The organism is Massilia antarctica (assembly GCF_015689335.1).
Taxonomy (GTDB): Bacteria; Pseudomonadota; Gammaproteobacteria; order Burkholderiales; family Burkholderiaceae_D; genus Telluria_A; species Telluria_A antarctica.
Genome location: NZ_CP065053.1, coordinates 2,014,239 through 2,037,722, shown reverse-complemented (window position 1 = coordinate 2,037,722; position 23,484 = coordinate 2,014,239). Strand labels below are relative to the sequence as shown.

18 protein-coding genes are annotated in these 23,484 nt (G+C 64.2%); 4 read left to right on the top strand and 14 right to left on the bottom strand.

Going from position 1 to position 23,484, the window contains the following annotated elements:
* Positions 1–8: 8 nt before the first annotated feature.
* The 12 genes from IV454_RS09275 to IV454_RS09220 form a co-directional block, all read right to left on the bottom strand.
* Positions 9–986 carry a type II secretion system F family protein gene (locus tag IV454_RS09275; protein ID WP_206091247.1) on the bottom strand — a complete coding sequence of 326 codons (978 nt, stop codon included), beginning with the start codon at positions 984–986 and terminating at the stop codon, positions 9–11.
* Positions 987–994: 8 nt separating this feature from the next.
* A complete protein-coding gene (locus tag IV454_RS09270; RefSeq protein WP_206091246.1) occupies positions 995–2,341 on the bottom strand; it encodes a TadA family conjugal transfer-associated ATPase in 1,347 nt (448 codons plus the stop codon).
* Between the two features lie 16 nt (positions 2,342–2,357).
* The gene (locus IV454_RS09265) at positions 2,358–3,533 is read right to left on the bottom strand and encodes a CpaE/TadZ family protein (RefSeq protein WP_206091245.1); all 1,176 of its coding nucleotides are present in this window, start codon (positions 3,531–3,533) and stop codon (positions 2,358–2,360) included.
* Between the two features lie 30 nt (positions 3,534–3,563).
* A complete protein-coding gene (locus IV454_RS09260) occupies positions 3,564–4,142 on the bottom strand; it encodes a TadE family protein (RefSeq protein ID WP_206091244.1) in 579 nt (192 codons plus the stop codon).
* A gap of 13 nt (positions 4,143–4,155) precedes the next feature.
* Positions 4,156–4,617: a hypothetical protein gene (locus tag IV454_RS09255; protein ID WP_206091243.1), complete on the bottom strand. Its 462-nt coding sequence runs from the start codon at positions 4,615–4,617 to the stop codon at positions 4,156–4,158.
* A 14-nt stretch (positions 4,618–4,631) separates the two neighbouring features.
* Positions 4,632–6,116, bottom strand: a complete 1,485-nt coding sequence (locus tag IV454_RS09250) for a pilus assembly protein TadG-related protein (protein WP_206091242.1) — start codon at positions 6,114–6,116, stop codon at positions 4,632–4,634.
* Positions 6,113–6,385: a hypothetical protein gene (locus IV454_RS09245; protein ID WP_206091241.1), complete on the bottom strand. Its 273-nt coding sequence runs from the start codon at positions 6,383–6,385 to the stop codon at positions 6,113–6,115. Before IV454_RS09245 ends, IV454_RS09250 begins: the two co-directional genes overlap by 4 nt.
* Before the next feature lie 9 nt (positions 6,386–6,394).
* Positions 6,395–7,927 carry a type II and III secretion system protein family protein gene (locus IV454_RS09240; RefSeq protein ID WP_206091240.1) on the bottom strand — a complete coding sequence of 511 codons (1,533 nt, stop codon included), beginning with the start codon at positions 7,925–7,927 and terminating at the stop codon, positions 6,395–6,397.
* A gap of 32 nt (positions 7,928–7,959) precedes the next feature.
* A complete protein-coding gene (cpaB, locus tag IV454_RS09235) occupies positions 7,960–8,838 on the bottom strand; it encodes a Flp pilus assembly protein CpaB (RefSeq protein WP_206091239.1) in 879 nt (292 codons plus the stop codon).
* Positions 8,835–10,262, bottom strand: coding sequence for a DUF8689 domain-containing protein (locus IV454_RS09230; protein ID WP_206091238.1), 1,428 nt, complete (start codon positions 10,260–10,262; stop codon positions 8,835–8,837). The genes cpaB and IV454_RS09230 overlap by 4 nt, the downstream gene beginning before the upstream one ends.
* Before the next feature lie 106 nt (positions 10,263–10,368).
* A complete protein-coding gene (locus IV454_RS09225) occupies positions 10,369–10,902 on the bottom strand; it encodes an A24 family peptidase (protein ID WP_206091237.1) in 534 nt (177 codons plus the stop codon).
* A gap of 92 nt (positions 10,903–10,994) precedes the next feature.
* Positions 10,995–11,171, bottom strand: coding sequence for a Flp family type IVb pilin (locus IV454_RS09220; protein WP_206091236.1), 177 nt, complete (start codon positions 11,169–11,171; stop codon positions 10,995–10,997).
* Between the two features lie 436 nt (positions 11,172–11,607).
* On the opposite strand from IV454_RS09220, the gene IV454_RS09215 reads away from it, so the two are divergent.
* Positions 11,608–12,648, top strand: coding sequence for a GGDEF domain-containing protein (locus IV454_RS09215; protein ID WP_206091235.1), 1,041 nt, complete (start codon positions 11,608–11,610; stop codon positions 12,646–12,648).
* 16 nt (positions 12,649–12,664) lie between these two features.
* On the opposite strand, the gene IV454_RS09210 is transcribed toward IV454_RS09215, so the two are convergent.
* Positions 12,665–13,885, bottom strand: coding sequence for an HD-GYP domain-containing protein (locus IV454_RS09210; RefSeq protein ID WP_206091234.1), 1,221 nt, complete (start codon positions 13,883–13,885; stop codon positions 12,665–12,667).
* Positions 13,886–14,001: 116 nt separating this feature from the next.
* Between IV454_RS09210 and IV454_RS09205 the strand changes: the two genes are divergently transcribed.
* The 3 genes from IV454_RS09205 (at position 14,002) to icmF (ending at position 22,532) form a co-directional block, all read left to right on the top strand.
* Entirely contained in the window at positions 14,002–14,934 is a 933-nt protein-coding gene (locus tag IV454_RS09205; RefSeq protein WP_206091233.1) for a LysR substrate-binding domain-containing protein, read from the top strand.
* A gap of 234 nt (positions 14,935–15,168) precedes the next feature.
* Positions 15,169–18,732, top strand: a complete 3,564-nt coding sequence (locus IV454_RS09200) for an indolepyruvate ferredoxin oxidoreductase family protein (RefSeq protein ID WP_206091232.1) — start codon at positions 15,169–15,171, stop codon at positions 18,730–18,732.
* A gap of 500 nt (positions 18,733–19,232) precedes the next feature.
* The gene (gene icmF, locus IV454_RS09195; RefSeq protein ID WP_206091231.1) at positions 19,233–22,532 is read left to right on the top strand and encodes a fused isobutyryl-CoA mutase/GTPase IcmF; all 3,300 of its coding nucleotides are present in this window, start codon (positions 19,233–19,235) and stop codon (positions 22,530–22,532) included.
* A 143-nt stretch (positions 22,533–22,675) separates the two neighbouring features.
* On the opposite strand, the gene IV454_RS09190 is transcribed toward icmF, so the two are convergent.
* The gene (locus tag IV454_RS09190; protein WP_206091230.1) at positions 22,676–23,293 is read right to left on the bottom strand and encodes a hypothetical protein; all 618 of its coding nucleotides are present in this window, start codon (positions 23,291–23,293) and stop codon (positions 22,676–22,678) included.
* Between the last annotated feature and the right edge of the window lie 191 nt (positions 23,294–23,484).

Here is a 23,484-nt window from a genome sequence, read left to right as displayed (position 1 = left end):
GCTTCCCCCTAGACGCGAATGTTGATCAGTTTGCGCAGCCACAGCACGCCGATGCTGATCATGCCTCCGGCATAGCACAGCAGGCGCACGCCGGCGGGGTCGGTCCACAGCATGCTGATGTATTCAGGGTTGGCCAGATACATCATGCCGGCCACCGCGAACGGCAGGATGCCCAGGATCCAGGCCGAGATGCGCCCTTCGGCCGACAGCACCCGCACCTGGCCGAGCAGCTTGAGGCGTTCGCGGATGATGTGGCCGATATTGCCCAGGATTTCCGCCAGGTTGCCGCCCGACTCGCGCTGGATCAGGATCGCGATGACCATGTAGCGCAGGTCGGTCAGGGGAACCCGTTCGGCCAGGCTGTGCAGCGCTTCACCCATCGGCACGCCGTAGTTGATCTCCTGGTGCACGATGCGGAATTCGCCGCTGAGCGGTTCGGGCAATTCGCTGCCGACCATCTGCAGGACATTGGTGAACGAGTGGCCGGCGCGCATGGCGCGCGCCAGGAAGTCGGCCGCCTCGGGCAATTGCTGCTCGATCTTGCCCATGCGCCTGGCGCGCGTGCGCCGCAGCGTGAAATACGGCAAGCCCAGGCCGCCCAGCAGCAGCGGCCAGGTCACCAGGGACGAGGTGTCCCAGGCGTGCGCCGCCAGCGCGGCCGCGAACAGCAATACCAGCGAGGCCAGCAGGAATTGCGCCACCGTCCAGTTCACCCCGGCCTGCAGCAGCAGGCGGTCGATGACCTGCGCCAGGCGCAGGCGGTGCAGCATGCCGTCCAGGCCGTCGCTGGCGCTGTAGCGGCGCCGCTTGAGGATGGAGATCGCGCCATCCTCGGTATCGGTGCCGCCCGACATCACGCGCAGGCGGCGCGCGATGCGCTTGGCGCCGCCGCCGCGCGTTTCCGACCACAGCAGGTAGCCGCCCTCGATCATCAGGATGACCGCGGCAAACAGCAGCACGGCGAAGCCGTAGAAGACATAATCCATGGCCGTTCCTATTCGAAGATGCGGCTGGGGTCGAAGGCCGAATCGGGCACGGGTGCGCCGAACAGGCGCAGGCGGTCGGCAAAGCGCGGACGCACACCGGTGGCGCGGAAATGCCCCACCACCTTGCCTTCGGCATCGACCCCGGTCTGCTCGAAGCAAAAGATTTCCTGCATGGCGATCATCTCGCCTTCCATGCCGGTGATTTCCTGCAGGCTGACCAGCTTGCGCGCGCCATCGGTCAGGCGCGTCACTTGCAGCACCACCGTGATGGCCGAGCAGATCTGCTGGCGCACCGCGCGCGGGGTGAGCGTGACGCCAGCCATGCCGACCATGTTTTCCAGGCGCGCCAGGGCGTCGCGCGGGGTGTTCGAGTGGATCGTCGCGAGCGAGCCTTCGTGCCCGGTGTTCATCGCCTGCAGCATGTCCATCGCTTCGGCGCCACGCACCTCGCCCAGGATGATGCGGTCGGGCCGCATGCGCAGCGCGTTGCGCACCAGCGCGCGCTGGGTCACCTCGCCCTTGCCTTCGATATTCGGCGGGCGCGTCTCCAGGCGCACCACGTGCGGCTGGCGCATCTGCAGTTCGGCCGCATCTTCGATGGTGATGATGCGCTCGTTGGCCGGAATGAAACCCGACAGCAGGTTGAGCAGGGTGGTCTTGCCGCTGCCGGTGCCGCCCGAGATCAGGATGTTGATCTTCGAGTGCCCGAGCGACTGCAGCACCTGCACCATGGGCGGGGTCATGCTCTTGAAGCGCAGCAGGTTCTCGACCGTCAGCGGGGTCGCCGAAAAACGCCGGATCGACAGGATCGCGCCATCGACCGCCAGCGGCGGGATGATGGCGTTCACGCGCGAGCCGTCCGGCAAGCGCGCGTCGACCATCGGGCTCGATTCGTCGACCCGGCGCCCGACCCGCGAGACAATCTTTTCGATGATCTTCATCAGGTGCGCACTGTCGTGGAAGGTGATGTCGGTCAGTTCCAGCCGTCCGCGCCGCTCGACATACACCTGGTTGTAGGTATTGACCAGGATGTCCGACACGCTCGGATCGGCCAGCAAGGATTCGAGCGGGCCGAAGCCGAGCATTTCATGCTGGATGTCGAGCACCAGGTCGTGCCGCTCGTGCTGGTTGAGCACGATGTGCTCTTCTTCGATGATGTGCTGCACCAGCAAACCCAGTTCATGCTTGAACTGCTCCGGCGTGAGGCGCTTGAGGCGCTCCAGGTCGATGCGGTCGAGCACCATCTGGTGCATGTTCTTCTTCAGGTCGTGATAAGCATGGTTGGCCGGTTCCGCTTCGGTCGGCTGGGTGCTGCGGCTGTCGTCGGTCGCCGTCAGGCGTTCGCGCAAGGTCATGGGATTCTCCTGGGGTTTATTGTTCGGCCTCGGCGCGCCCGAACAGGCGGGTCAGCAAGCCCTTGGCTTCCGGCACGCGCCGCGCGGTGACCAGCTCGACCAGTTCGGCCAGGCTGCGCGCGACCGGGCTGGCGCGCGACAATTGCAGCACCGGCACGCCCTGGTTGACCGAATCGGTCACCGCCACGTAATCGTTGGGCACGGTGTGCATGACCTCGGCGCCGAGCGAGGCTTGCACGTCCTGCAGGCGCAAGCGCCCGCCCTTTTCGTAGCGGTTCACGATCAGGCGCGTGTTTTCGATGGCGTAGCCGAGCGAGCGGAAGATGTCGAGCAGGCGGCGCCCGTCGCGCAGGTCGGGCAGGGCCAGTTGCAGCACCGGATAGATGGCGTCGGCGTTGTCGAGCGCGCGCAGGGAAATGGCGTCGATCTGGCGTCCCACGTCGAGCACCACATAGTCGTAGTGCTGGCGCGCTACGCGCAGGATGATGTCCATCTGCTCCGGTTTGAGGTCGATCGCATGGGATGGATCGTCGGCCGCGGCCAGGATCCCGAAGCTGGGCGTGACGTGCACCAGGCACGAGTCGAGAAAGGCGCCGTCGATGCGCGCGATCTGGCTGCACACGTCCGACAGGGTCATGGCCGGCTTCTGGTCCGACACATACAGGGTGGCGTCGCCGAACTGGCCGTGCAGGTCGATCAGGATGACTTTTTTCTCGGCCAGGCTGGCCAGGGCGTAGGCGAAATTGGTCGACAAAAAGGTGGCGCCGCTGCCGCCCTTGCAGGAAATGAAGGCCAGCACCTTGCCGTCGCACAGCTTGCCGGCATTGGCGGCGTCGGCGATGCGGTTGATGGCGTCGTGGAAGGCGCTGTGCACCAGCGGCAATTGCAGCACTTCGCGCACGCCGGCGCGCATGGCGCGGATCAGCAGGTTTTGCTGCTGGTCGCGGGTGAGCAGCATGAAGGTGGCGGCCGGATACAGCTTGGCCAGACGCACCAGCAGTTCGGCCTCGCCTTCATCGAGGCCGCTGGCGTCGACGATCACCAGCGCCGGGCTGTCGGGCACCACCCTTTCGAGCGCATCGCGCAGGCGGCTGCGCACGGCCACCAGGGTCACCGGCGGCATCCGCGCGGCGCCCTGGGCGGCGATTTCGGCTTGCAGCTGGCTGTCGTGAGTGATAAGTAAAGCTTTCATGGCACATCCTCGTGGGTAAGGCCGCGCGGCTCAGGGGCCGGGGCAGACTTCGGTGCTACCTGCTTGGTGACCCAGCGACGCGGCCGGGAGGATTGTCGCGAAGGTCGGATAGGTGAATGTCCAGTCCAGCGATTTGCCGGCAAACAGGGGTTTGTACGTGGCCGGTTCGCAGGTGGCGCCGCTGTCGGGAGAGCACAGCTGGGCGCGCACGTAGCGCACGCAGTTCTCGCCGTTTGGATTGGCATTGCAGTTGACGATGTTTTGCGAGGGACAGGCCGGCAAGGACGTGACCGGCACGAAATCGCTGCGCAGGTGGCTGATCGCGATGCGCGCATTGCCTTTCTCGCCCAGCGACAGGCCGCCGGCGCGCGCCGCCAGCGCGGCCGCCTGCGTCACCGCGTCCAGGGCGGCGCTGTCGGAGGGGGCGACCATGGCCGCCCCGCGCGCCGCCGCGTAGGTTGCGTTCGGCAGCATGTTCCACAGGTAGATCACGCGCGCCATTTCGAGCAGACCCAAGGTGAAGAGCAGGAAAATCGGCAAGGTCAGGGCGAACTCGATCATGGTGCTGCCGCGGATGCGCTGGCGGGCGGGGCGGAACGCTTGGTGCATGGAAAACTCCCGCTCAATGGTTGTAAGGAACCGTGACCGAGGTCTGGATCGCCATATTGCTGGACATGCCCAGTTCGGTCATGATCTGATAGCCGTTCGGTATGGCGACCCCGAGCGTGACGGTGATGGTGTCCTGGCGATCGCCTCCGCACATCAGGTTGCCGTTGCAGTCGAAGTCGTATTCGAGCAGGGGGAAGGTGGGCGCCACATTGGCGTCGAGCAGCGATTGTTCGATCAGGTGCAAGGCCCTGAGCTTCATCGGGCTGCTGTACGAGACGCTGGACGCCCACTCGCCCGGCGGCACCGCGGCCAGGCTGGCGGCGGCGGCGGCGGCGGTCTGCTTGAGCACCGCGTAGACATAGAACATGCGGCCCATGCTAAAGATGACGGGCAGCAGGAAGGCCATCCAACAGAGGATCAGCGCCAGTTCGATATGCGCCATGCCGCGCGCGCGGCGCCGGAAAATGGAAAACATGATGGGGGCCGCTTTCATCGGTACAGGACCGTCGAGGAGTTCAGGGAGTCGGCCGTGGCCAGGCCGCCGAATTCGGCGTAGACACCCGCCGGGTTGTCGCTTGCGCGCGAGGTCATCAAAAAGCTGCCGACCGCCAGCACCACGGCCGTGCCGGCGGCGTTCACCGGGCAGGCCAGCAGTGGAATGTTGACGATGCGCCGCCCCGCCACCTTGGGATAGGTGGACGGACTAGGGTTTTGCTTGAACACGCCCGTCCCCCTGTACGGCACCCCCGGATCGGCGGGGTAGATGATGGTCGCTTGGGCCTGCTCGGTGGTGGCGACCGGGTACAGGACCGGCCAGGCGCTCTTGGGAAAGCTGGCACCCGGGGTGTTCGGGGTGGTCGCATCGTAGCGCTGCGGTTTGGAAAAGGCCCACAAGGGACCGTAGCTGACCGGGTTGGTACCGGGCGTGGCGCCGCTGACCTCGGCAATCGTCTTGCGCTCGCCGGCGCCGATGACGGGGCTGGCGCTGGCCGGAATCTTGGTCAGGTTGGGGGTGGCGGCCGGCATGCGCATCCAGAAGGTGGGCACCGTGTATTCCTTGATGTTGGTATCGGCCGGGGCCGAAACGGGATCGCAGGTCGAGCCGCTGCCGGGCAGGAGGCCGAAGCGCGAATTGAGTTCGGCCGTGAGCGAGACGGGAAAGCCGGCGCGCACGTAGACGTTCGCGCCGGCCGGCAGGAACGGCAGCGCCAGGGTGCCGCTGCACACCATCGCCCGCAAGGTGTTGATGTTGCGGTGCGCCACATTCTCGACCGCCGGCGGAAAATCGATCGGATTGACCTGGTAGTTCAGCGCGCCGGCACCGGTCGGATTCAGATCGAGCAGGTTGTAATTGACGCCGCGCCGGAAGCCATGCTCGACGATTTCCTCGTAGCCGGGTGCGTTCACCCGCACTGTCTTGGCCTGGTTGCTCATGGCGCAGATGGCCAGCGGCGTGATCTGGACCTCGCTGCGCCCGGCCACCGCGTGCGCGCCGACCTTCAGAATGGTGATTCTGTCGCCCATGATGCGGCCGAACAAGGCGTTCACCTCGGCCAAGGCCGCCGCCAGCCCGCTGGTATCGACGCGGGCGTAACGCATGGTGGCGACATTGGCGGCAGTGACGGCGCTGGCCGCCAGCCAGGTGCCGCCCAGGTCGGGGCTGTTGCTAAAGCTCAGGGCAGCCGGCGACCAGGTCATGGCGTGTGCCAGCGCGTAGGTACTGGCATTGACGATCTGCTTCGCGCGCCCATCGGCGTTGGCGACCCCGGCCACGGTGCCGTCGAGCGCGCGCGCCGCCGCCAGCGCGGCCGCGTCGGCCACCGCCTGCAGGTCGGTGCGGCGCATGTAGGCCATCGACAGGTCGATCGCCATGCCACCCAGCAGGACCAGCGGCGTCATCAGCAGGGCGAACATGACCGAATAAGCGCCGCGCTGGCGCCGGTGCCGGCAGGCCGCAAGGCGCATCCGCTTCATTTTACACCCCCGCCAATGGCCAGCGGCGCCAGCGCGGCGGGCGCTTCGGCCGAATGCTGGTAGCGCTCCTGGGCGGCGGCCGCCGTCTTGCCGTCCAGGCCAGTGACGGGACGGGTGTTGCGCACGGCCGCCGGGTCGATCACCTGGGCCGCCAGCGCGCTGCGCACGGCCTGGCCGAAACGCGCGTCCCAGCGCGGCGTGCTCGAGCAACCGCCCAGCCCGGCCGTCAATGCCAGCAAGCCGGCGATGCAAACGATGCGTGTGTTCATGGCGCTCTCCTATTTCAGTTCAAAACCGCTGTGGGCGGGGGCGGCTGGCGCCGCGACCGCGGCCGGGGGCCGGGCCTGCTGTCCTTCCAGGCGTGAACCGAGCAGCATCTGGGTGCGCGAGGGCGCGGCCAGGCCATCGGTGGGCAAGGTGTAGGTCGACGGCAGGGGCTTGACCAGGTGGGCCGTCACGACAAACACCAGCTCGGTGCGGTCTTCCTGGAAGTCGGTGCTGCGGAACAGCGCGCCGAGCACCGGTACTTCGCCCAGCAGCGGCAAGCCCTTGCGGTTGCCGATCAGGTTATTCTTGATCAAGCCGCCGATGGCGAAGCTCTGGCCGTCGAACAATTGCAAGGTGGTGCTGGCGCGCCGCTTGGTGATCAAGGGCAGCACCGCGGCGCCGGAAAAGCCGGCGGCCGATATGCCAATGCCTTCGCGCGAGACTTCCGACACTTCCGGCGCCACCTTCAGATTGATGCGCCCGCCGGCCAGCACGGTCGGGACGAAGCGCAGGCCGACCCCGAATTCCTTCTCTTCCAGGGTGATCTTGTTGTTATCCTGGGCCACCGGGATGAAGATGCTGCCGCCGGCCAGGAAGCTGCCTTCCTGGCCGCTGACGGCCATCACGTTCGGCTCGGCCAGGATACGCACGATGCCATCCTGCTTCTGCGCCTCCAGCTTCACGTTCTTGCCAGTGCTCCGGCCCACCCCGAGCGCGCCCTCGGCATTGCCGGTGATGAAATTGGACAGCAAGCTAGTGGCCCAGCTGCCCGCGCCGAAGCCCCAGGTGACGCCCCCTTCGAGCCGTTCGATCATGCTTTTCGAGACTTCGGCGATCTTCACTTCGAGCATCACTTGCTGGGGCGCGCCGACCGTCAGCAGATTGATCACGCGCAGGGCCGGCGCAGCGCTGGCGCTGGCGGCGGCGCCGCCGGTGCTGCCCTTGGCGGCGGCCGCGCCGCCGGTGGCCGGGTCGCCGCCCTGCTGCGCCAGCGAACGCAGCGGCCGGCTGACGAAGGCGGTCGCCAGCTCGACTGCGCGCTGCACGGCGGCGCCGTCGGCCACGGTGCCGCTCAGCACCAGCGAGTCGGCGGCGCTGTGCACGCGGATCTCTTTTTCTTCCGGCATCAGGGCCGCCAGGCTCGCTTGCAGCGCGGCCGGGTCCATGCCGACCACGATGTCGACGATGCTGCAGGCGCCGCTCTTGCCCTGCACAATCATATTGGTGGTGCCGATATCGACCCCGAGCAGGTACAGGGTGTCGGGCGCGACCAGCATGGCTTGCACCACGGCGGCGTTGCCGATGCTGCGGTTGCGCACCGGTTCGGGCAGGCGCAGCAGGTTCGATTTGCCCACCATTAAGGTCATATTCCCGGGCCGCGCCGCTGTGCCGCTGCAGTGCGGGCCGCTGTCGGCGCGCTCGGCCTGGGGCTGGGCCTCCTTGGCGGCGGCGGCCTGGGCGCTGGCGCCGGCCAGCGCCAGCAGCACGCCGAGCACGGCGGCGGCGCTGCGGGTCGGTTTGCCTGGTTCGATACATCTGTTCATGTCGGCCATCCTGTAAGGTGATTGCTCGAAAATCAAAAACATTCTTGTGATGTGGTCACGCCGTTCAAGACGCTGACGCAGTCGCGCTTGGCATGCGCCAGCACGGGGGCCGGGCGCGCGGCGGCACGGACGGCTGCGCGCGGCCGGGCTGGCGGCGCTTTGGGAGCGGACGCCGGCGCCGGCCTGGCGGCGGCCGGCTCGTCGAGCAGGCTGGCCTTGGTGGCCCCGGCCGTCTGCGGCGAGCCGGGATCGACCTGGTTGCGCAGCGCCAGCGACAAGGTGCCGACCCCGCGCGCCAGGTCGAGTTCCTCGGCCTGCTCCGGCGTGACTTCGAGCGTGACGGCGTTGACCACTTTCGGCTTGGTTTCGTCGCGGCTTACTTCCTGGGCCACGGCCAGCACCAGGATGCGTTCGAGCACGATCTTGGAGATGTGCAGCGCATTGCGGTTTTGCCTGGCCTGCTCGTCCGGATCGCGTTCGGTGTGCACGATGATGTCGACGTAATTGCCCGGCAGCGCAAAGCCGGCCACGCCGATGACATCGTTGACCCGCACCGTGATGGCGCGCTTGCCTTCGCTGATCAGGGCCGACAGGCCGCCCAGGGTGCCGGCCGGGGCCAGCTTGGCTTCGGTCAGCGGCTCGCCCTTGAGGACGTTGGTCTTGAGCACCCGGTCGCTCAGCTTGAGGCTATCCTTGAAGGCATCCTTGGGCATGGTCGCGCTGGGCCAGTCGGCCAGGCGCAGCATGTCGGGCGAAATGCGCTGGCCGCGGCTGATGTCGCCGGCGGCGACGACGATCCGGCTGGCGGCGTTGCCCGGTTGCCCGAGCAGCCACAGCGAGGCGAGGATGACGGCGCCGATCCCCAGAAGGACCGCCACGCCCATGGTCAGCAATGCGCGTTTGTTTTTCATGAGATCCTCTCGTACAAGGTGGGGCCGTTATCGGCTGAAAACGACATCGGCGGATGGAGCGGGGCGCTGGCCGGCGTGCCCGGCCCGAGCGACATGCTGTGCCAGGCTTGCTCGATGGCCGCCGCGCTCAGGCGCGCCGTGGTGCCGGCGAAGGCGGCGAAATCGTTGAGCCGCCCGAGCAGCTCGGCCGGATAGCTGGCCAGCAGCGGCCGGCCGCTGGCGCGATGCAGGCGCGTCATCAGGTACTCCAGTACAGCCTCGTCGCAAGCGAGCGCATGCTGGTGGCACTGGCGCCGGAACAGGGTGGCGTAAGCCGCCTCGGACAGCGGGCCGACCAGGATCTTGTAGCCGATGCGGCGCAGGAAGGCATCGTCGAGCAGCAGGTTCGGCGTCAGGTTGGTGGCCAGCACCAGGGTGACGTCGAACGGCACCGCGATCTTGCAGCCGCCCTCGATGGTGAGCTGGTCGCTGCCGCTGTCGAGCGGGGCGTTGAAGCGGTTGAGCAATTCTTCGCTGGGAATGCGCTGGCGGCCCAGGTCGTCGATCACGAGGATGCCGTTATTGGCCATGAAGTGCGGCGGCGCGCGATACACGCCGCTGGCCTGGTCCAGGCGCAGGTCGAGCATCTCGTAGCCCAGTTCGGCGCCGACCTGCACCACCGGGCGCTGGCACAGGGTCCAGCGCGCATCCGGCTTGCGCCGTTCTTCGGTCTGGCGCAGGTGCAGGGGCGAGGCCGGCACATGCAGGGCCGGGTCGTGGAACTGGATGAGTTGGCCCTCGGCCAGGATCGCATGCGGAATGGCCACCAGCCCGCTCTGGAGCTGGCCCAGCTTGCGCGCCAGGGTCGTCTTGCCGCTGCCGGAAGGGCCGTGCAGCAGCAGCGGACGGCGCGACTGCAGCGCCGCGCCGAGCAGATCGCGCACGCCGGGGTCGAGCACATCGTCGGCGAAGACGGCGGCCATCTCGGCCATGCCGATCTGCGCACCCTTGCCGTGCCGGCTAGACTGGCGCTCGGCCAGGTCGCGGTAAGCCTGCAGGGTGACCGGCGCCGGTCCCACATAACGGCAGCGCGCCAGGAACTCGGCCGCGCGCAGGCGCCCGCCCTCGGTGAGCTGGTAGTGGACGTCCAGATCGGAATCGCCGCGCCCCGCCACTTCGGCCAGATGGTCGGCCTGCATGGCATCGAGCACTTCGCGCAAGACATTGATTGACAGCTTGAGCTTGCCGGTGAGCACAGGCAGGTGGATCTTGCCGATCGAATACATCGCCTTGGCCACCAGTTCGATCACCAGCCCCAGTTCGAGGCCGGTGTCGCGCACGCAGCGCGGCTGCGGCGGCAGGCTGTTGATGCCGTAGTCGGAAGAAGGAGTACGCACCCGCAGGCTGCTGGGCGGAAGCGCTCCGGTCGGGGCGGTGTCACTCATGTGGGTTCCTCAACAAGGCAGGTGGCGTTTCCAAAAGGCACAATTTATTTTAGCCACCCCTCCCTTGACCGATTTGATAAACAGCAAGCTCTGACCGTAGGGAAACTTACAACCAGGGCTGAGCCAGAGTAAAGAAGGTGCCGGCGGCGATGGCGACTGCGTATGGCATATTTCCCACACTCGGGGTCGGCATCGGTTCGGCCGCGAGCGGCATGCCGCCCATGCGCAGGAACAGGGGGCGCAGCAGTGACATCAGGTTGATGGCGGTGTCGCGCAAACGTCCGCTGGCGACGATCATCATCAGCGCCATGACGCCGCCGGCGCAAAACGTGGCCAGGGCGATCTGCAGGGCCAGGGCGGGGCCGGTAAAGGCGCCCACGGTGGCCATCAGCTTGACGTCGCCAGCGGCCATGCCGCGCAGACAGTACAGGGGCAGGAACAGCAACAGGCCCGTGCCGAAGCCGGCCAGACCCGTGCTGAGCAACGCCAGCGGCGTGTCGGAACACAGATGCAGGATGGCGGCGCAGACCAGGCCGGCGGCGAGCAGGCGGTTGGGAATGCGGCGCGAGGCCAGGTCGCTGGCGGCGGCCGCGAGCAGCAAGGCAATCAAAACATAGTGGGGGAGCGTCAAGGCAGGCATGGGCAACTCACGAAAAAATGCCCCCCGAGACAGGGCCCTGTCCCGGGAGGCGTGGTGCAGCAAACAACGGCTCAGGTGGGGCCTGGGACGCCTTAGCCTTTCAGGCCGTCGACAACCGACTTGAACAAGATTTTCAGTTGCGCCTGCACATCTTGCAGCGACGAGACGATCGCAACGGCGATCAGGGCTGCGATCAGCCCGTACTCGATGGCGGTGGCGCCATCTTCGTCGTTGATAAAGGCTTGCACTGCGGTGGTGATGGTGCTCATGGTGACCTCCGGTTGGTTAAGGACTGCCAACATCTGGCACGGGTTCGGCGTCGTTGCTGCCTTGCCTTGAGGTACGTTGCTGCTGTACTTCAATTTTTCCGCCATTGAGCCCACTATATGCAGCTGAGAAATCATCAACTTGACTTCACACAACTTTCCTCTAAGGTATTAGTTTTGCTATCATGGAAACGGTCGATATACGACAAGATGGCGAAAAAGTTGCTGTGCGGTGAGCCGCAAGGCGCTGCACAACGGTAGAATCGGGTGAGCGCGAGCGTTTATGCACGACAATTGCCAATCAGGCAATACCGCGCGCCGGCACGATATGCCAAGCGGCACGCGCCCGGCGATCAGGTACACTAGTCTGCGCCTACGTCGATGAACATCGATTCTTCCGCTAAGTGGTAGTTGTTTGATTTACATTTCTGAGAACGACATGGATTCCCTTCTTAAACACATGGTGGACATGACTGGCCACCGCGACCACACGATGCTCGACATCTCGGTGATCTCGGCGGTTCAGGAGCTGGCACAGGCGTCGCAGACGCGCGTGCTGACCATCGTGCATGTGCGTGGGGACCTGTATGTGCGCGTGCGCGCCAGCATCTGCGCCGGCGGCGCCGCCCGCATGGAAGAGCATGCCGATGCGAATGCCCCGGGCGAGCCGATCAGCAGTTTCCCGGCCCTGGCCGCCTGCATCGCCAACAATGACACCAGCGCGGAGGGCCTCTCGGCGGACGGCAAGCGCACCTTGTGGCTGCCGATCTGGATCGGCGAAAAGGTCGACACCTGCCTCGAAATCCTGCATCCGACCCCGTACACGAGCGACACCATCCACGTCATCGGCGGCATCGTCAGCGTGTACCGCAACTTCCAGAACCTGCTCGACTACAGCGAACGCGATTCGCTCACGGGCCTGCTCAACCGCAAGACCTTCGACGACCAGCTGGCCAAGATGCTGCATGTCACCGCCGAGCAAGAGTCGCTGGAACCGGGCCAGGAAGAGCGGCGCCAGCAATCCGATGCCCAAAAGCAGTGGCTGGCCGTGGTCGATGTCGACCATTTCAAGCTGGTCAACGACAAATTCGGCCATCTGTACGGCGATGAAGTGCTGATCCTGATCGCCAACCTGCTGCAATCGTCGTTCCGCTCGCAGGACCGGGTGTTCCGTTTCGGCGGCGAAGAATTCGTGGTGCTGCTGCGCTCGACGACCTTGGACAATGCGCAAAAAATCATCGACCGCTTCCGCACGAATGTCGAAACGCACGATTTTCCGCAGGTCGGGCAGGTGACGGTGAGCGTCGGCTTCGTCAGCATCAGCCCATTCGAGTCGCCGGTGATCATTCTCGGGCATGCCGACCAGGCGCTGTACTACGCCAAGAGCCATGGGCGCAACCAGGCTTGCCACTACGACGAGCTGGTCTCGGGCGGGCTGCTGCAAGCGGTGGCGTCGAACGATACGGCCGAGTTCTTCTAGCCATCGCGCCGGACGGCTAGTCGACGCCGAGGAAGCGCATCGGGTCGACCTGCCACTTCTGGGGCGATTCGGGACGGACGATCTTGTCGCCGCCGCCGAAGCCCAGCGGGCGCGACAAGTCCACCGTTTCCGGCTTGATATACACATTGCGCCTGGTGTTGAAAAACACATTCACCTTGGGCGCCAGCAGATTGGTTTCGTGGGGCGCGATCACCACCGCCAGCCGCCCCGATTCCAGCATCACCATGGTTCCCACCGGATAAATCCCGACACAGCGCATGAATTCCTGGGCGTAGGTGGGATGAAAGTGGAACTTGCTCCACTCATAAATCTTGCGCAACGCTTCGGCCGCCGGCATGCCCTTGTGATAGCAGCGGTCGGCCGTGATGGCGTCGTACACATCGACGATGGCCGCCATCTGCGCCAGCTCGCTGATGGCGCCCTCGCCCTGCTGGTCCGGATAGCCGCTGCCGTCGCGCCGCTCGTGGTGATGCAAGGTGATGTCGAGCGCGATCGCGCTCACGTCGGGCGACTTGACCAAAATATCGTAGCCGTCGCGCGGGTGCTTCCTGACGATGGCGAACTCCTCGTCCGTCAGCGGGCCGGGCTTGTTGAGGATATGGTCCGGCACCAGCGCCTTGCCGGTATCGTGCAGCAGCCCGCCCAGGCCGGCCTGGTGGGTGGTATGGGCATCCATCCCGCGCGAACGGCAAAACGCCACCAGCAGGGTACACACGCTGACCGAATGCAAAAAGGTGTAGTCATCCTTGGTCTTGATGCGCAGCAGGCCCATCAGCGCGCCGGGATTACGCAGGATTGATTCGGTGATGTTCTGCACCACCGGCGAAACGTTGTCGAGTTCGATGGCCTTGCCCAGCCGCGCATCCTGCATCACCGTGCGCACCAGCCCGCTCGCCTGGTGGCGGATCACGGCGGCGCGCTTGAGTTCCTCGGCTAGGCTGGTGCGGGTGACGAGCACCGGCGGCGCGGCGATGGCCACCAGCGCCTCTTCGGTGCGCTCGCGCGTTTCCTCGAGCGTGGGCGCATGGTCGACGTCGAGCCCCCTGCTGCTATCGATGACCACGTCATGAATGCCGGCATCCATGATCTTGCGGATTTCCTCGTCGCTGGTCAGCAGGAAACGGTTGCGCACGAAGGGGTGCGTCATCCAGTCGCAGCTCAGGTCATGGATGTACATGCCGGGCCTGAGTTGGGAAGCATCGACTTTCTTGAGCATGGGTTTGTCCGTCTGTGGTGTAATCTCGCGCAATCGCGGCGACAACGACAGTATAACGTCAATATTTCTTTTATACATTTATACTTGCCGAAATTCACTAATAACCCCGGACGACCATGGAATTACGCCAGCTGCGCTATTACGTTGCCATTGTCGATCACGGCTCGCTGTCGCGCGCGGCGCTGGTGCTGCATGTGGCCCAGCCGGCCCTGACCCAGCAGTTGCGCCGGCTCGAAGACGACCTCGGCGCGCAACTGCTGCACCGCTCGGCCCAGGGCGTGCTCACCACCGACGCCGGCAAGGTGTTCTACGAGCATGCGCTGGCGATCCTCAAGCAGGTCGGCGACGCCCGTTCGGCCGTGATCCAGTCCACCACCAGGCCCTCGGGCAGTGTCACCCTGGGGCTGCCACACAGCATCTCGGGCGCCCTCGCCCTGCCCTTACTGATGGCAGCGCGCAATACCTATCCGGAAATCACCCTGCAGCTGACCGAAGAGTTATCCGGCAATCTGAACGAACAGCTGAAGTCGGGCCGGATCAACCTGGCGGTGCTGTTCGACGATGGCCAGCTGGGGGCCTTCGCCAGCAGCGCGCTGGTCGAGGAGGAGCTCAGTTTCATCTGCCGCGCCGGTTCGGCGTTCAGTCCGCCGGGCGAGCGGGTGGCGCTGGCCGACGCGCTGGCCACCACCTTGATCCTGCCGGCCCAGCAGCAAGGGGTGCGTCCGCGCATCGAAAACGTGGCGCGCGAGGCCGGCCTGCAGCTGTCGCACGTGATCGAAATCAACTCGATCGCCATCCTCAAGTCGGCGATCCTGGCCGACATGGGCGCCACCATCCTGCCGGTGGCCCCGCTGCTGGCCGACATCGAAGGCGGCGCCATGCTGGCCCGGGCTATCCACAGCCCGGCGCTGGCGCGTACGGTGACCCTGTGCGCCTCGCGCAATATCCCCCTGACCAACGCCGCCGCTGCGGTCAAGCGTCTGGTGCACCAGGTGACCGAAGAACTGTGCGCCGGCGGCGCATGGCCGGGCGCGCGCCTGCTCAAATAAGTCGCAGCAGGCGCAAGCCATCATTTTTTCTTATACCCCCATCCCGAAACCGTATTTCCCCTGCGCGCGTGAAGGCCATACACTCCACGCCAATGGCGATCCATACCGGATAGTCTTGTAGAATCACGCTGTAAAACAAGCCGCATTAAAGCGGCACCCCACCCCGTCACCAAGGCGCTTACCCGGCGCCGTCCTGGCGGGGCGACATCCCGAATACCATTTTGGAGACTCACCATGCCAGATACCACGGCAACGGCGCCTGCCCCGCAGGACGTCGCTTCACGCCTGACCACGGTCACCCTCGACGACAAATACACGGCGACCACGGGCAATATTTTCCTGTCCGGTATCCAGGCGCTGGTGCGCCTCCCGATGATGCAGCGCGAACGCGACCAGGCCGCCGGCCTGAACACGGCCGGCTTCATTTCCGGCTACCGCGGCTCGCCCCTGGGCGGTCTCGATGAAAACCTGTGGAAGGCCAAGGCCCACCTCGAAGCCCATCACGTGAAATTCGTGCCTGGTGTGAACGAAGACCTGGCCGCGACCGCCGTGTGGGGCTCGCAGACGGTCGACCTGATCGGCCCGGCCAAATACGACGGCGTGTTCGCCATGTGGTACGGCAAAGGCCCGGGTGTGGACCGCTGCGGCGACGTCTTCAAGCACATGAACCACGCCGGCACGTCGAAGCACGGCGGCGTGCTGCTGGTGGCTGGCGACGACCATGGCGCCTATTCGTCGACCCTGCCGCACCAGTCGGACCACATCTTCTCGGCCTGCATGGTGCCGGTGCTGTACCCATGCAATGTGCAGGAATACCTGGACCTGGGCGTGCACGGCTGGGCCATGTCGCGTTTTTCCGGCTGCACGGTGGCCTTCAAGGCGCTGGCCGACACGGTCGAATCGAGCGCCTCGGTGGACGCCAATCCATTCCGTGTGCAAGTGAAGCTTCCGCAGGACTTCGTGATGCCGGAAGGCGGCCTGAATACGCGCCTGTCGTCCGACCCGCTCGGCCTGCAGGCGCGCAAGCAGGAAGCGCTGATGCAGGACTATAAGATCTACGCCGCGCTGGCCTATGCGCGCGAGAACAAGCTCAATCACACCACCATCGACAGCGCCAACGCCAAACTGGGCATCATCGCGTCCGGCAAATCCTACCTGGACGTGCTCGAAGCGCTCGAAGAACTGGGCATCGACGAGAAGATGGCGGCCGACGTCGGCCTGCGCCTGTTCAAGGTCGCCATGCCATGGCCGCTGGAGCCGGACAGCGTGCGCGAATTCGCGCAGGGGCTCGATGAAATCCTGGTGGTCGAGGAAAAACGCCAGATCGTCGAGTACCAGCTCAAGGAGCAACTGTACAACTGGCGCGACGATGTGCGCCCGAAAGTGATCGGCAAGTTCGACGAAAAAGGCGAATGGGTGGCCCCGCGCGGCGAATGGCTGCTCACTTCCAAGGCCGACTTCTCGGTCTCGCAGGTGGCGCGCGTGATCGCCTCGCGCATCTCGCGCCTGATCACCGACGCGCGCACCTGCGACTTGATCAAGGCACGCCTGACCTTCCTGGACGCCAAGGATGCGGTGCTGCGCAAGGCCATCAACACGCCGTTCCGCCCCGCCTTCTACTGCTCCGGATGCCCGCACAATACCTCGACCAAGGTCCCGGACGGCAGCTTCGCGCTGGCCGGCATCGGCTGCCACGTGATGGCCACCGCGATCTACCCGGGCATGAACAAGCTGACCACCCACATGGGCGGCGAAGGCGCGCCGTGGATCGGCCAGCAAGCCTTCTCCGAAGTGCCGCACGTGTTCCAGAACCTGGGCGACGGCACCTACTTCCACTCCGGTTACCTGGCGATCCGCGCGGCGGTGGCGGCCAACGTCAACATGACCTACAAGATCTTGTATAACGACGCGGTAGCGATGACGGGCGGCCAGCCGGTCGACGGCCAGACCTCGGTGCCGATGATCGCCCAGCAGATGGCGGCCGAAGGCATCAAGCGCATCGCGCTGGTCACCGAGGATTTGTCGCGCTACAGCGACCGTTCCTCGCTGCCGTCCATCGTGACCCTGCATGACCGCAAGGAGATGGACGCGGTCCAGCGCGAACTGCGCGAAGTCAAAGGCGTGTCGGTGCTGATCTACGACCAGACCTGCGCGGCCGAAAAGCGCCGGCGCCGCAAAAAGGGCGAATTCCCCGACCCCAACAAGCGCATGGTCATCAACGACGCCGTGTGCGAAGGCTGCGGCGACTGCGGCGTGCAGTCGAACTGCGTGTCGATCCTGCCGAAGGAAACCGAGTTCGGTCGCAAGCGCACCATCGACCAATCGTCCTGCAACAAGGACTACTCGTGCGTGAAGGGCTTTTGCCCGAGTTTCGTGACCGTCGAAGGCGGCACGCTCAAGAAGACCAAGACTGGCGTGACCAAGGGGAACGTGGACGACGGTTTCGGTGCGCTGCCGGAACCGGTGCTGCCGAATATCGACCAGCCGTACAACATCCTGATCAACGGCATCGGCGGCACCGGCGTGATCACCGTCGGCGCGCTGATGGGCATGGCCGCCCACCTCGAAGGCAAGGGCGCCTCGGTGCTGGACATGACCGGCATGTCGCAGAAAAACGGTTCGGTCACCTCGCACGTGAAGGTGGCGCGTTCGCCCGACCATCTGCGCGCGCAGCGCATCGCCACCGGCGAAGCGGACCTGATCCTCGGCTGCGACATGCTGACGGCCGGCGCGCAAGATGCGATTTCCAAGATGCGTCCGGGCCGGACCATGGCCGTGATCAACCTGCACGAGCAGCCACCCGGCACGTTCGCACAGCAGGCCGACTGGGAGTATCCGGCGGCGGAAGTGCGCGCGCTGATCATGGAATCGGTGGGTGCGCCGGCCATTGACGCGGCTGACTTCATCGACGCGACCAAGCTGGCAACGGCGCTGATGGGCGACTCGATCGCCGCCAACCTGTTCATGATGGGTTATGCGTGGCAGAAGGGCCGCATTCCACTGACCGAGGCGTCGCTGCTGCGCGCCATCGAGTTAAATGGCGTGGGTGTGGAGCCGAACAAGAAAAGCTTCCTGTGGGGCCGCCGCGCCGCCGTGGACCTGAAGGGCGTGGAGAAGGTGGCCACGCCGACCCAGGCCATCGTGGTGCAGATGCCGCAAAGCCTGGAAAACATCATCAAGAAGCGCGTCGAGTTCCTGACCGAGTACCAGGATGGCGCGTATGCGGCGATCTACGAGCAGCTGGTGGCCAAGGTGCGCGCGGCGGAAACGGCGCAGGGACTGGGCAACCGGCTGTCGACGGCCGTGGCCAAGTACTACTTCAAGCTGATGGCGTACAAGGACGAATATGAAGTGGCGCGCCTGTACACCGATGGCCGCTTTGTCGAGCAGCTCAAGTCGCAGTTCGAGGGCGATTTCTCGGTCAAGTTCAACCTGGCGCCGCCGATGTTCGCCAAGAAGGACGCCAAGGGGCATCTGGTGAAGGCGGAATTCGGCTCGTGGATGTGGAAGGCGTTCGCGCTGCTGGCCAAGTTCAAGGGCCTGCGTGGCGGAGCGTTCGATATTTTCGGGCGCACCGAGGAGCGCAAGATGGAGCGCGCGCTGATTGTGGAGTATCGCCAGATGATCGAAGGTTTGGTCGCTGGCCTGAATGCGGACAATCACGCGACCGCGGTGGAACTGGCCAACCTGCCGGAGCATATTCGCGGGTATGGACATGTGAAGGAAAAGGCAGTGGCGCAGTTCCGCGTGGAGAAGGCGCGGCTGCTGGGGGATGAGGCGCGCAAGCACGCGGCATAATCGTCGCTGACACCAGCGCCCCCCGCTCCCGCTAGCCCCGGCTCCGTCGTCTCCGGCACTGCCGGAACCGACTCCCCGCGAAGGCGGGGACCCAAGTTCGTGCCCTACGCTGACACACTTGGGTTCCCGCCTCTCCAGGAACTAGTCTTTGCCGCTAATTTGAGCAGCTTTGCGACTACAAACCTCGAAACCGTCGCTCCCGCGCAGGCGGAAACGCATGCGTTTCCCCCATAGCACCGTCGATATACGAATGTGCTATGGATTCCCGCCTGCGCGGGAAGTCATTTCTGCCAATGGCAGGAATGACGGAGCTTAGGTTAGCGCCATTTGGAAGCGCCCTCGCACTTTGCACAGTTCCAAGAGATTTCAGGAGTTTCATAGAAACTGGGACCTGCGCGGGAACGACGGGGGGATATTCCCGCTCCGCCTATTACGGACACGTCGCTTGACGTTTACGTAAACGTCATATACCTTACAAGAACGATATCGCAAGGATCATCATGAACGACCTGACTCCCGCCGCCAAACTGAATCTCCCCGAACAGCCGAAACTGGCCAACAAAGTCCGCTTCGTCACCGCCGCCTCGCTGTTCGACGGCCACGACGCATCGATCAACATCATGCGCCGCATCCTGCAGTCCAACGGCGTCGAAGTGGTCCACCTGGGCCACAACCGCTCGGTCGACGAAGTCGTCACCGCGGCGCTGGCTGAAGACGTGCAAGGCATCGCCATCTCCAGCTACCAGGGTGGCCACGTCGAATACTTCAAGTACATGATCGACCTGCTCAAGGAACGCGGCGGCGCCCACATCAAGGTGTTCGGCGGCGGCGGCGGCGTGATCGTCCCCGACGAAATCGCGGACCTGCATGCCTACGGCGTTACCCGCATCTTCAGCCCTGAAGACGGCCAGCGCATGGGTTTGGTCGGCATGATCCAGTCGATGATCCAGACCTGCGACATCGACCTGTCCACCTATTCCCCGACCACCCTGGCGCCGCTGCGGCAGGGCGACGTGGCCTCGCGCCACCGCCCGCTGGCGCAGCTGATCACCGCGCTCGAAAACGAGAAGGCCACGCCCGAACTGCGCAAGGCGATTGTCGACGCGGCCGAAGGACTGCACGTGCCGACCCTGGGCATCACCGGCACCGGCGGCGCCGGCAAGTCGTCGCTGACCGACGAACTGATCCGCCGCATCCGCCTCGACCAAAACGATGCGCTCAATATCGCGATCATCTCGATCGACCCGTCGCGCCGCAAATCGGGCGGTGCGCTGCTGGGCGACCGCATTCGCATGAACGCGATCAATCCGTGGAATGGCCAGGCGGGCGCGCAGTCTCGTGTATTTATGCGCTCGCTCGCCACGCGCGAAGCCGGTTCCGAAATCTCGCAGGCGCTGCCCGACGTGATCGCCGCCTGCAAGGTGGCCGGCTTTGACCTGGTGATCGTCGAAACGTCCGGCATCGGCCAGGGCGACGCCGCCATCGTGCCGCACGTGGACGTGTCGATGTACGTGATGACGCCGGAATTCGGCGCCGCGTCCCAGCTCGAAAAAATCGACATGCTGGACTTCGCCGACTTCATCGCGATCAACAAATTCGACCGCAAAGGCTCGCTCGACGCGCTGCGCGACGTCGCCAAGCAGTACCAGCGCAACCGCGAAATGTGGAGCAAGCGTCCCGAGGAAATGCCGGTGTACGGCACCCAGGCGTCGCGCTTCAATGACGATGGCGTGACTGCCCTGTATCTCGGCCTGCTGCCGAAACTGGGCGAATTCGGCCTGCACATCGCGCCGGGCAAGCTGCCGCGGATGGACATCCGCCATTCGAGCGGCAAGCACGTGATCGTGCCGCCGGCACGCGCGCGCTATCTGGCCGAAATCGCCGATACGGTGCGCGGCTACCACAAGAACGCGTCGAAACAGGTCAAGCTGGCACGCGAGCGCCAGCAACTGACGGAAGCAAAACGCATGCTGGCGCTGGCATCCAAAACGGCCGATTTCGACGAACTGATCACGGAGCGCGACAACGCCCTCGACGCCACCGCCAAGAAACTGCTGGCGATGTGGCCCGAAATGCAGGCCGCGTACGCGGGCGACGATTACGTGGTCAAGATCCGCGACAAGGAAATCCGCACGCGCCTGATCGCTCACACGCTGTCGGGCACCAAGATCCGCAAGGTGGCGCTGCCGCGCTACGAAGACCACGGCGAAGTGCTGCGCTTCCTGATGCTGGAAAACGTACCTGGCTCGTTCCCGTTCACGGCCGGCGTATTCGCGTTCAAGCGCGAAGGCGAAGATCCGACCCGCATGTTCGCCGGCGAAGGCGATTCGTTCCGCACCAACCGCCGCTTCAAGCTGGTGTCGGAAGGCATGGACGCCAAGCGCCTGTCGACCGCATTCGATTCCGTCACCCTGTACGGCGCCGATCCGGCGCTGCGCCCGGACATTTACGGCAAGGTCGGCAACTCGGGCGTGTCCATCGCCACCCTGGACGACATGAAGGTGCTGTACGACGGCTTTAACCTGTGCAGCCCGAGCACCTCGGTATCGATGACGATCAACGGCCCGGCGCCGACCATCCTGGCGATGTTCATGAACACCGCCATCGACCAGCAGATCGACAAGTTCGTGGTCGAGAACAAGCGCCAGCCGACCGATGACGAAGCAGCGAAAATCCGCGCCTGGGTGCTGCAAAACGTGCGCGGCACGGTGCAGGCCGACATTCTCAAGGAAGACCAGGGCCAGAACACCTGCATCTTCTCGACCGAGTTTTCGCTGAAAGTCATGGGCGACATCCAGGAGTATTTCGTGCATCACCAGGTGCGCAATTTCTACTCGGTGTCGATCTCCGGATACCACATCGCCGAAGCGGGTGCAAACCCGATTTCGCAGCTGGCGTTCACGCTCTCGAACGGCTTCACGTTCGTGGAAGCCTACCTGGCGCGCGGCATGCACATCGACGATTTTGCGCCGAACCTGTCGTTCTTCTTCAGTAACGGCATGGACCCGGAATACACGGTACTGGGCCGGGTGGCGCGCCGCCTGTGGGCGGTGGCGATGCGCGACAAGTACGGCGCCAACGACCGCAGCCAGAAGCTCAAGTACCACATCCAGACCTCGGGACGCTCGCTGCACGCGCAAGAGATCGACTTCAACGATATCCGCACCACCTTGCAGGCGCTGATTGCGATCTACGATAACTGCAACAGCCTGCACACCAATGCGTACGACGAGGCGATCACCACGCCGACCGACGAATCGGTGCGGCGCGCGCTGGCGATCCAGCTGATCATCAACCGCGAATGGGGCCTGGCCAAGAACGAGAATCCGAACCAGGGTTCGTTCATCATCGAGGAACTGACCGATCTGGTGGAAGAAGCGGTGCTGCAGGAGTTCGAACGCATCGCCGAACGTGGCGGCGTGTTGGGTGCCATGGAAACCGGCTACCAGCGCGGCAAGATCCAGGAAGAGTCGATGCTGTACGAGCACCAGAAGCACGATGGCACCTTGCCGATCATCGGCGTGAACACCTTCCGCAATCCGAAGGCCAACGACACCCCGCAAAAGATCGAACTGGCACGCTCGACGGACGAGGAAAAGCAGTCGCAGTTGACGCGCCTGGACGACTTCCATCGCCGCAACGCCGAGCAGGCGCCGCAAGTGCTGGCGGCGTTGCAGCAGGCCGCCATCGACAATGCGAACGTGTTCGAGAAGCTGATGGAAGCGGTGCGGGTTTGCTCGCTGGGGCAGATTACGACGGCGCTGTTCGAGGTGGGTGGGCAGTACCGGCGCAATATGTAAGTTTACCGGGCGAGGATCGTGCGGAATAAATCGTCGCATTCCTCGCCCATGGGCAATTCCGTTTTAATTACCCGCTTGCTTGCAACGGCCTCGCTGCGTCATTGCACCGCACACCATTGCACGGCGTAGTGAGTTGGCCTCTACTATTTTTTCCCTACCAATTTCGCAAACTCTTCATTACTAAGAAAATTTCGCGTCGCAACTTGGACCGCTTTAAGATAAATATCGGGATCGCCGGTTCGACTAAAGTCGTCGAATTTGCTTGTTCCTTTGGATTTCAGAAGCACCGTCTTTGCGCTCGCCTTGTCAAATACTTCCCAGCTGAGCTCTGCGAATACCTCACCCTTCGTCCCGGTATTTAACGCAGAACAAATGTTCCCTTTTATATCGGTGAGTGCGACGCCAACCACCACGTCCGCATCTCGCTCGGAAGCAATGGCAAGAAGACTGGTCGAGACGGCATATCCGTTAGACAGTAACTCTTCCCTTACCTGCGAACTCATCAAGTTCCTTATTGCGACGTTGCCGGTCCATAAAAGTTCAGTACCGCCTACGCACAGCGTTCCACTCTCAGCCTGTCCTATTTTCAACGAACTCAACTTATCAACTAAATCCGCAACATAAATTTTCCTGGATGTCCCGGGAGATAGCTTGATTGGATTGCTTACCTGAACGGTTTCAATGTCAACTCGTGGAACTGGCGCGGCACATCCTGATAAACCTAAGGCAAGGAGGATAAGGATAGAGCAGGTTTGTTTCATGTACGTTCCTTCATGAGCAAGTAGTCATTTTGAATTATTTAGCAAAAATACATGCACATTCGAGAGCTGGAGAGGCGCTATCCAAGAACCGCCATGGGCATTTTTGTTGCACGAATATTAAGAACAACGATGTAGATTGTCCGCAAGAATTATATCCCACACGCACCGCAATGCCGATGAGCCGGTGGGCA

Coding starts and splice junctions, on each gene's coding strand:
- IV454_RS09275 (WP_206091247.1), bottom strand. CDS start 986: ATGGATTATGTCTTCTACGGCTTCGCCGTGCTGCTGTTTGCCGCGGTC.
- IV454_RS09270 (WP_206091246.1), bottom strand. CDS start 2,341: ATGACCTTGCGCGAACGCCTGACGGCGACCGACGACAGCCGCAGCACC.
- IV454_RS09265 (WP_206091245.1), bottom strand. CDS start 3,533: ATGAAAGCTTTACTTATCACTCACGACAGCCAGCTGCAAGCCGAAATC.
- IV454_RS09260 (WP_206091244.1), bottom strand. CDS start 4,142: ATGCACCAAGCGTTCCGCCCCGCCCGCCAGCGCATCCGCGGCAGCACC.
- IV454_RS09255 (WP_206091243.1), bottom strand. CDS start 4,617: ATGTTTTCCATTTTCCGGCGCCGCGCGCGCGGCATGGCGCATATCGAA.
- IV454_RS09250 (WP_206091242.1), bottom strand. CDS start 6,116: ATGAAGCGGATGCGCCTTGCGGCCTGCCGGCACCGGCGCCAGCGCGGC.
- IV454_RS09245 (WP_206091241.1), bottom strand. CDS start 6,385: ATGAACACACGCATCGTTTGCATCGCCGGCTTGCTGGCATTGACGGCC.
- IV454_RS09240 (WP_206091240.1), bottom strand. CDS start 7,927: ATGAACAGATGTATCGAACCAGGCAAACCGACCCGCAGCGCCGCCGCC.
- cpaB (WP_206091239.1), bottom strand. CDS start 8,838: ATGAAAAACAAACGCGCATTGCTGACCATGGGCGTGGCGGTCCTTCTG.
- IV454_RS09230 (WP_206091238.1), bottom strand. CDS start 10,262: ATGAGTGACACCGCCCCGACCGGAGCGCTTCCGCCCAGCAGCCTGCGG.
- IV454_RS09225 (WP_206091237.1), bottom strand. CDS start 10,902: ATGCCTGCCTTGACGCTCCCCCACTATGTTTTGATTGCCTTGCTGCTC.
- IV454_RS09220 (WP_206091236.1), bottom strand. CDS start 11,171: ATGAGCACCATCACCACCGCAGTGCAAGCCTTTATCAACGACGAAGAT.
- IV454_RS09215 (WP_206091235.1), top strand. CDS start 11,608: ATGGATTCCCTTCTTAAACACATGGTGGACATGACTGGCCACCGCGAC.
- IV454_RS09210 (WP_206091234.1), bottom strand. CDS start 13,885: ATGCTCAAGAAAGTCGATGCTTCCCAACTCAGGCCCGGCATGTACATC.
- IV454_RS09205 (WP_206091233.1), top strand. CDS start 14,002: ATGGAATTACGCCAGCTGCGCTATTACGTTGCCATTGTCGATCACGGC.
- IV454_RS09200 (WP_206091232.1), top strand. CDS start 15,169: ATGCCAGATACCACGGCAACGGCGCCTGCCCCGCAGGACGTCGCTTCA.
- icmF (WP_206091231.1), top strand. CDS start 19,233: ATGAACGACCTGACTCCCGCCGCCAAACTGAATCTCCCCGAACAGCCG.
- IV454_RS09190 (WP_206091230.1), bottom strand. CDS start 23,293: ATGAAACAAACCTGCTCTATCCTTATCCTCCTTGCCTTAGGTTTATCA.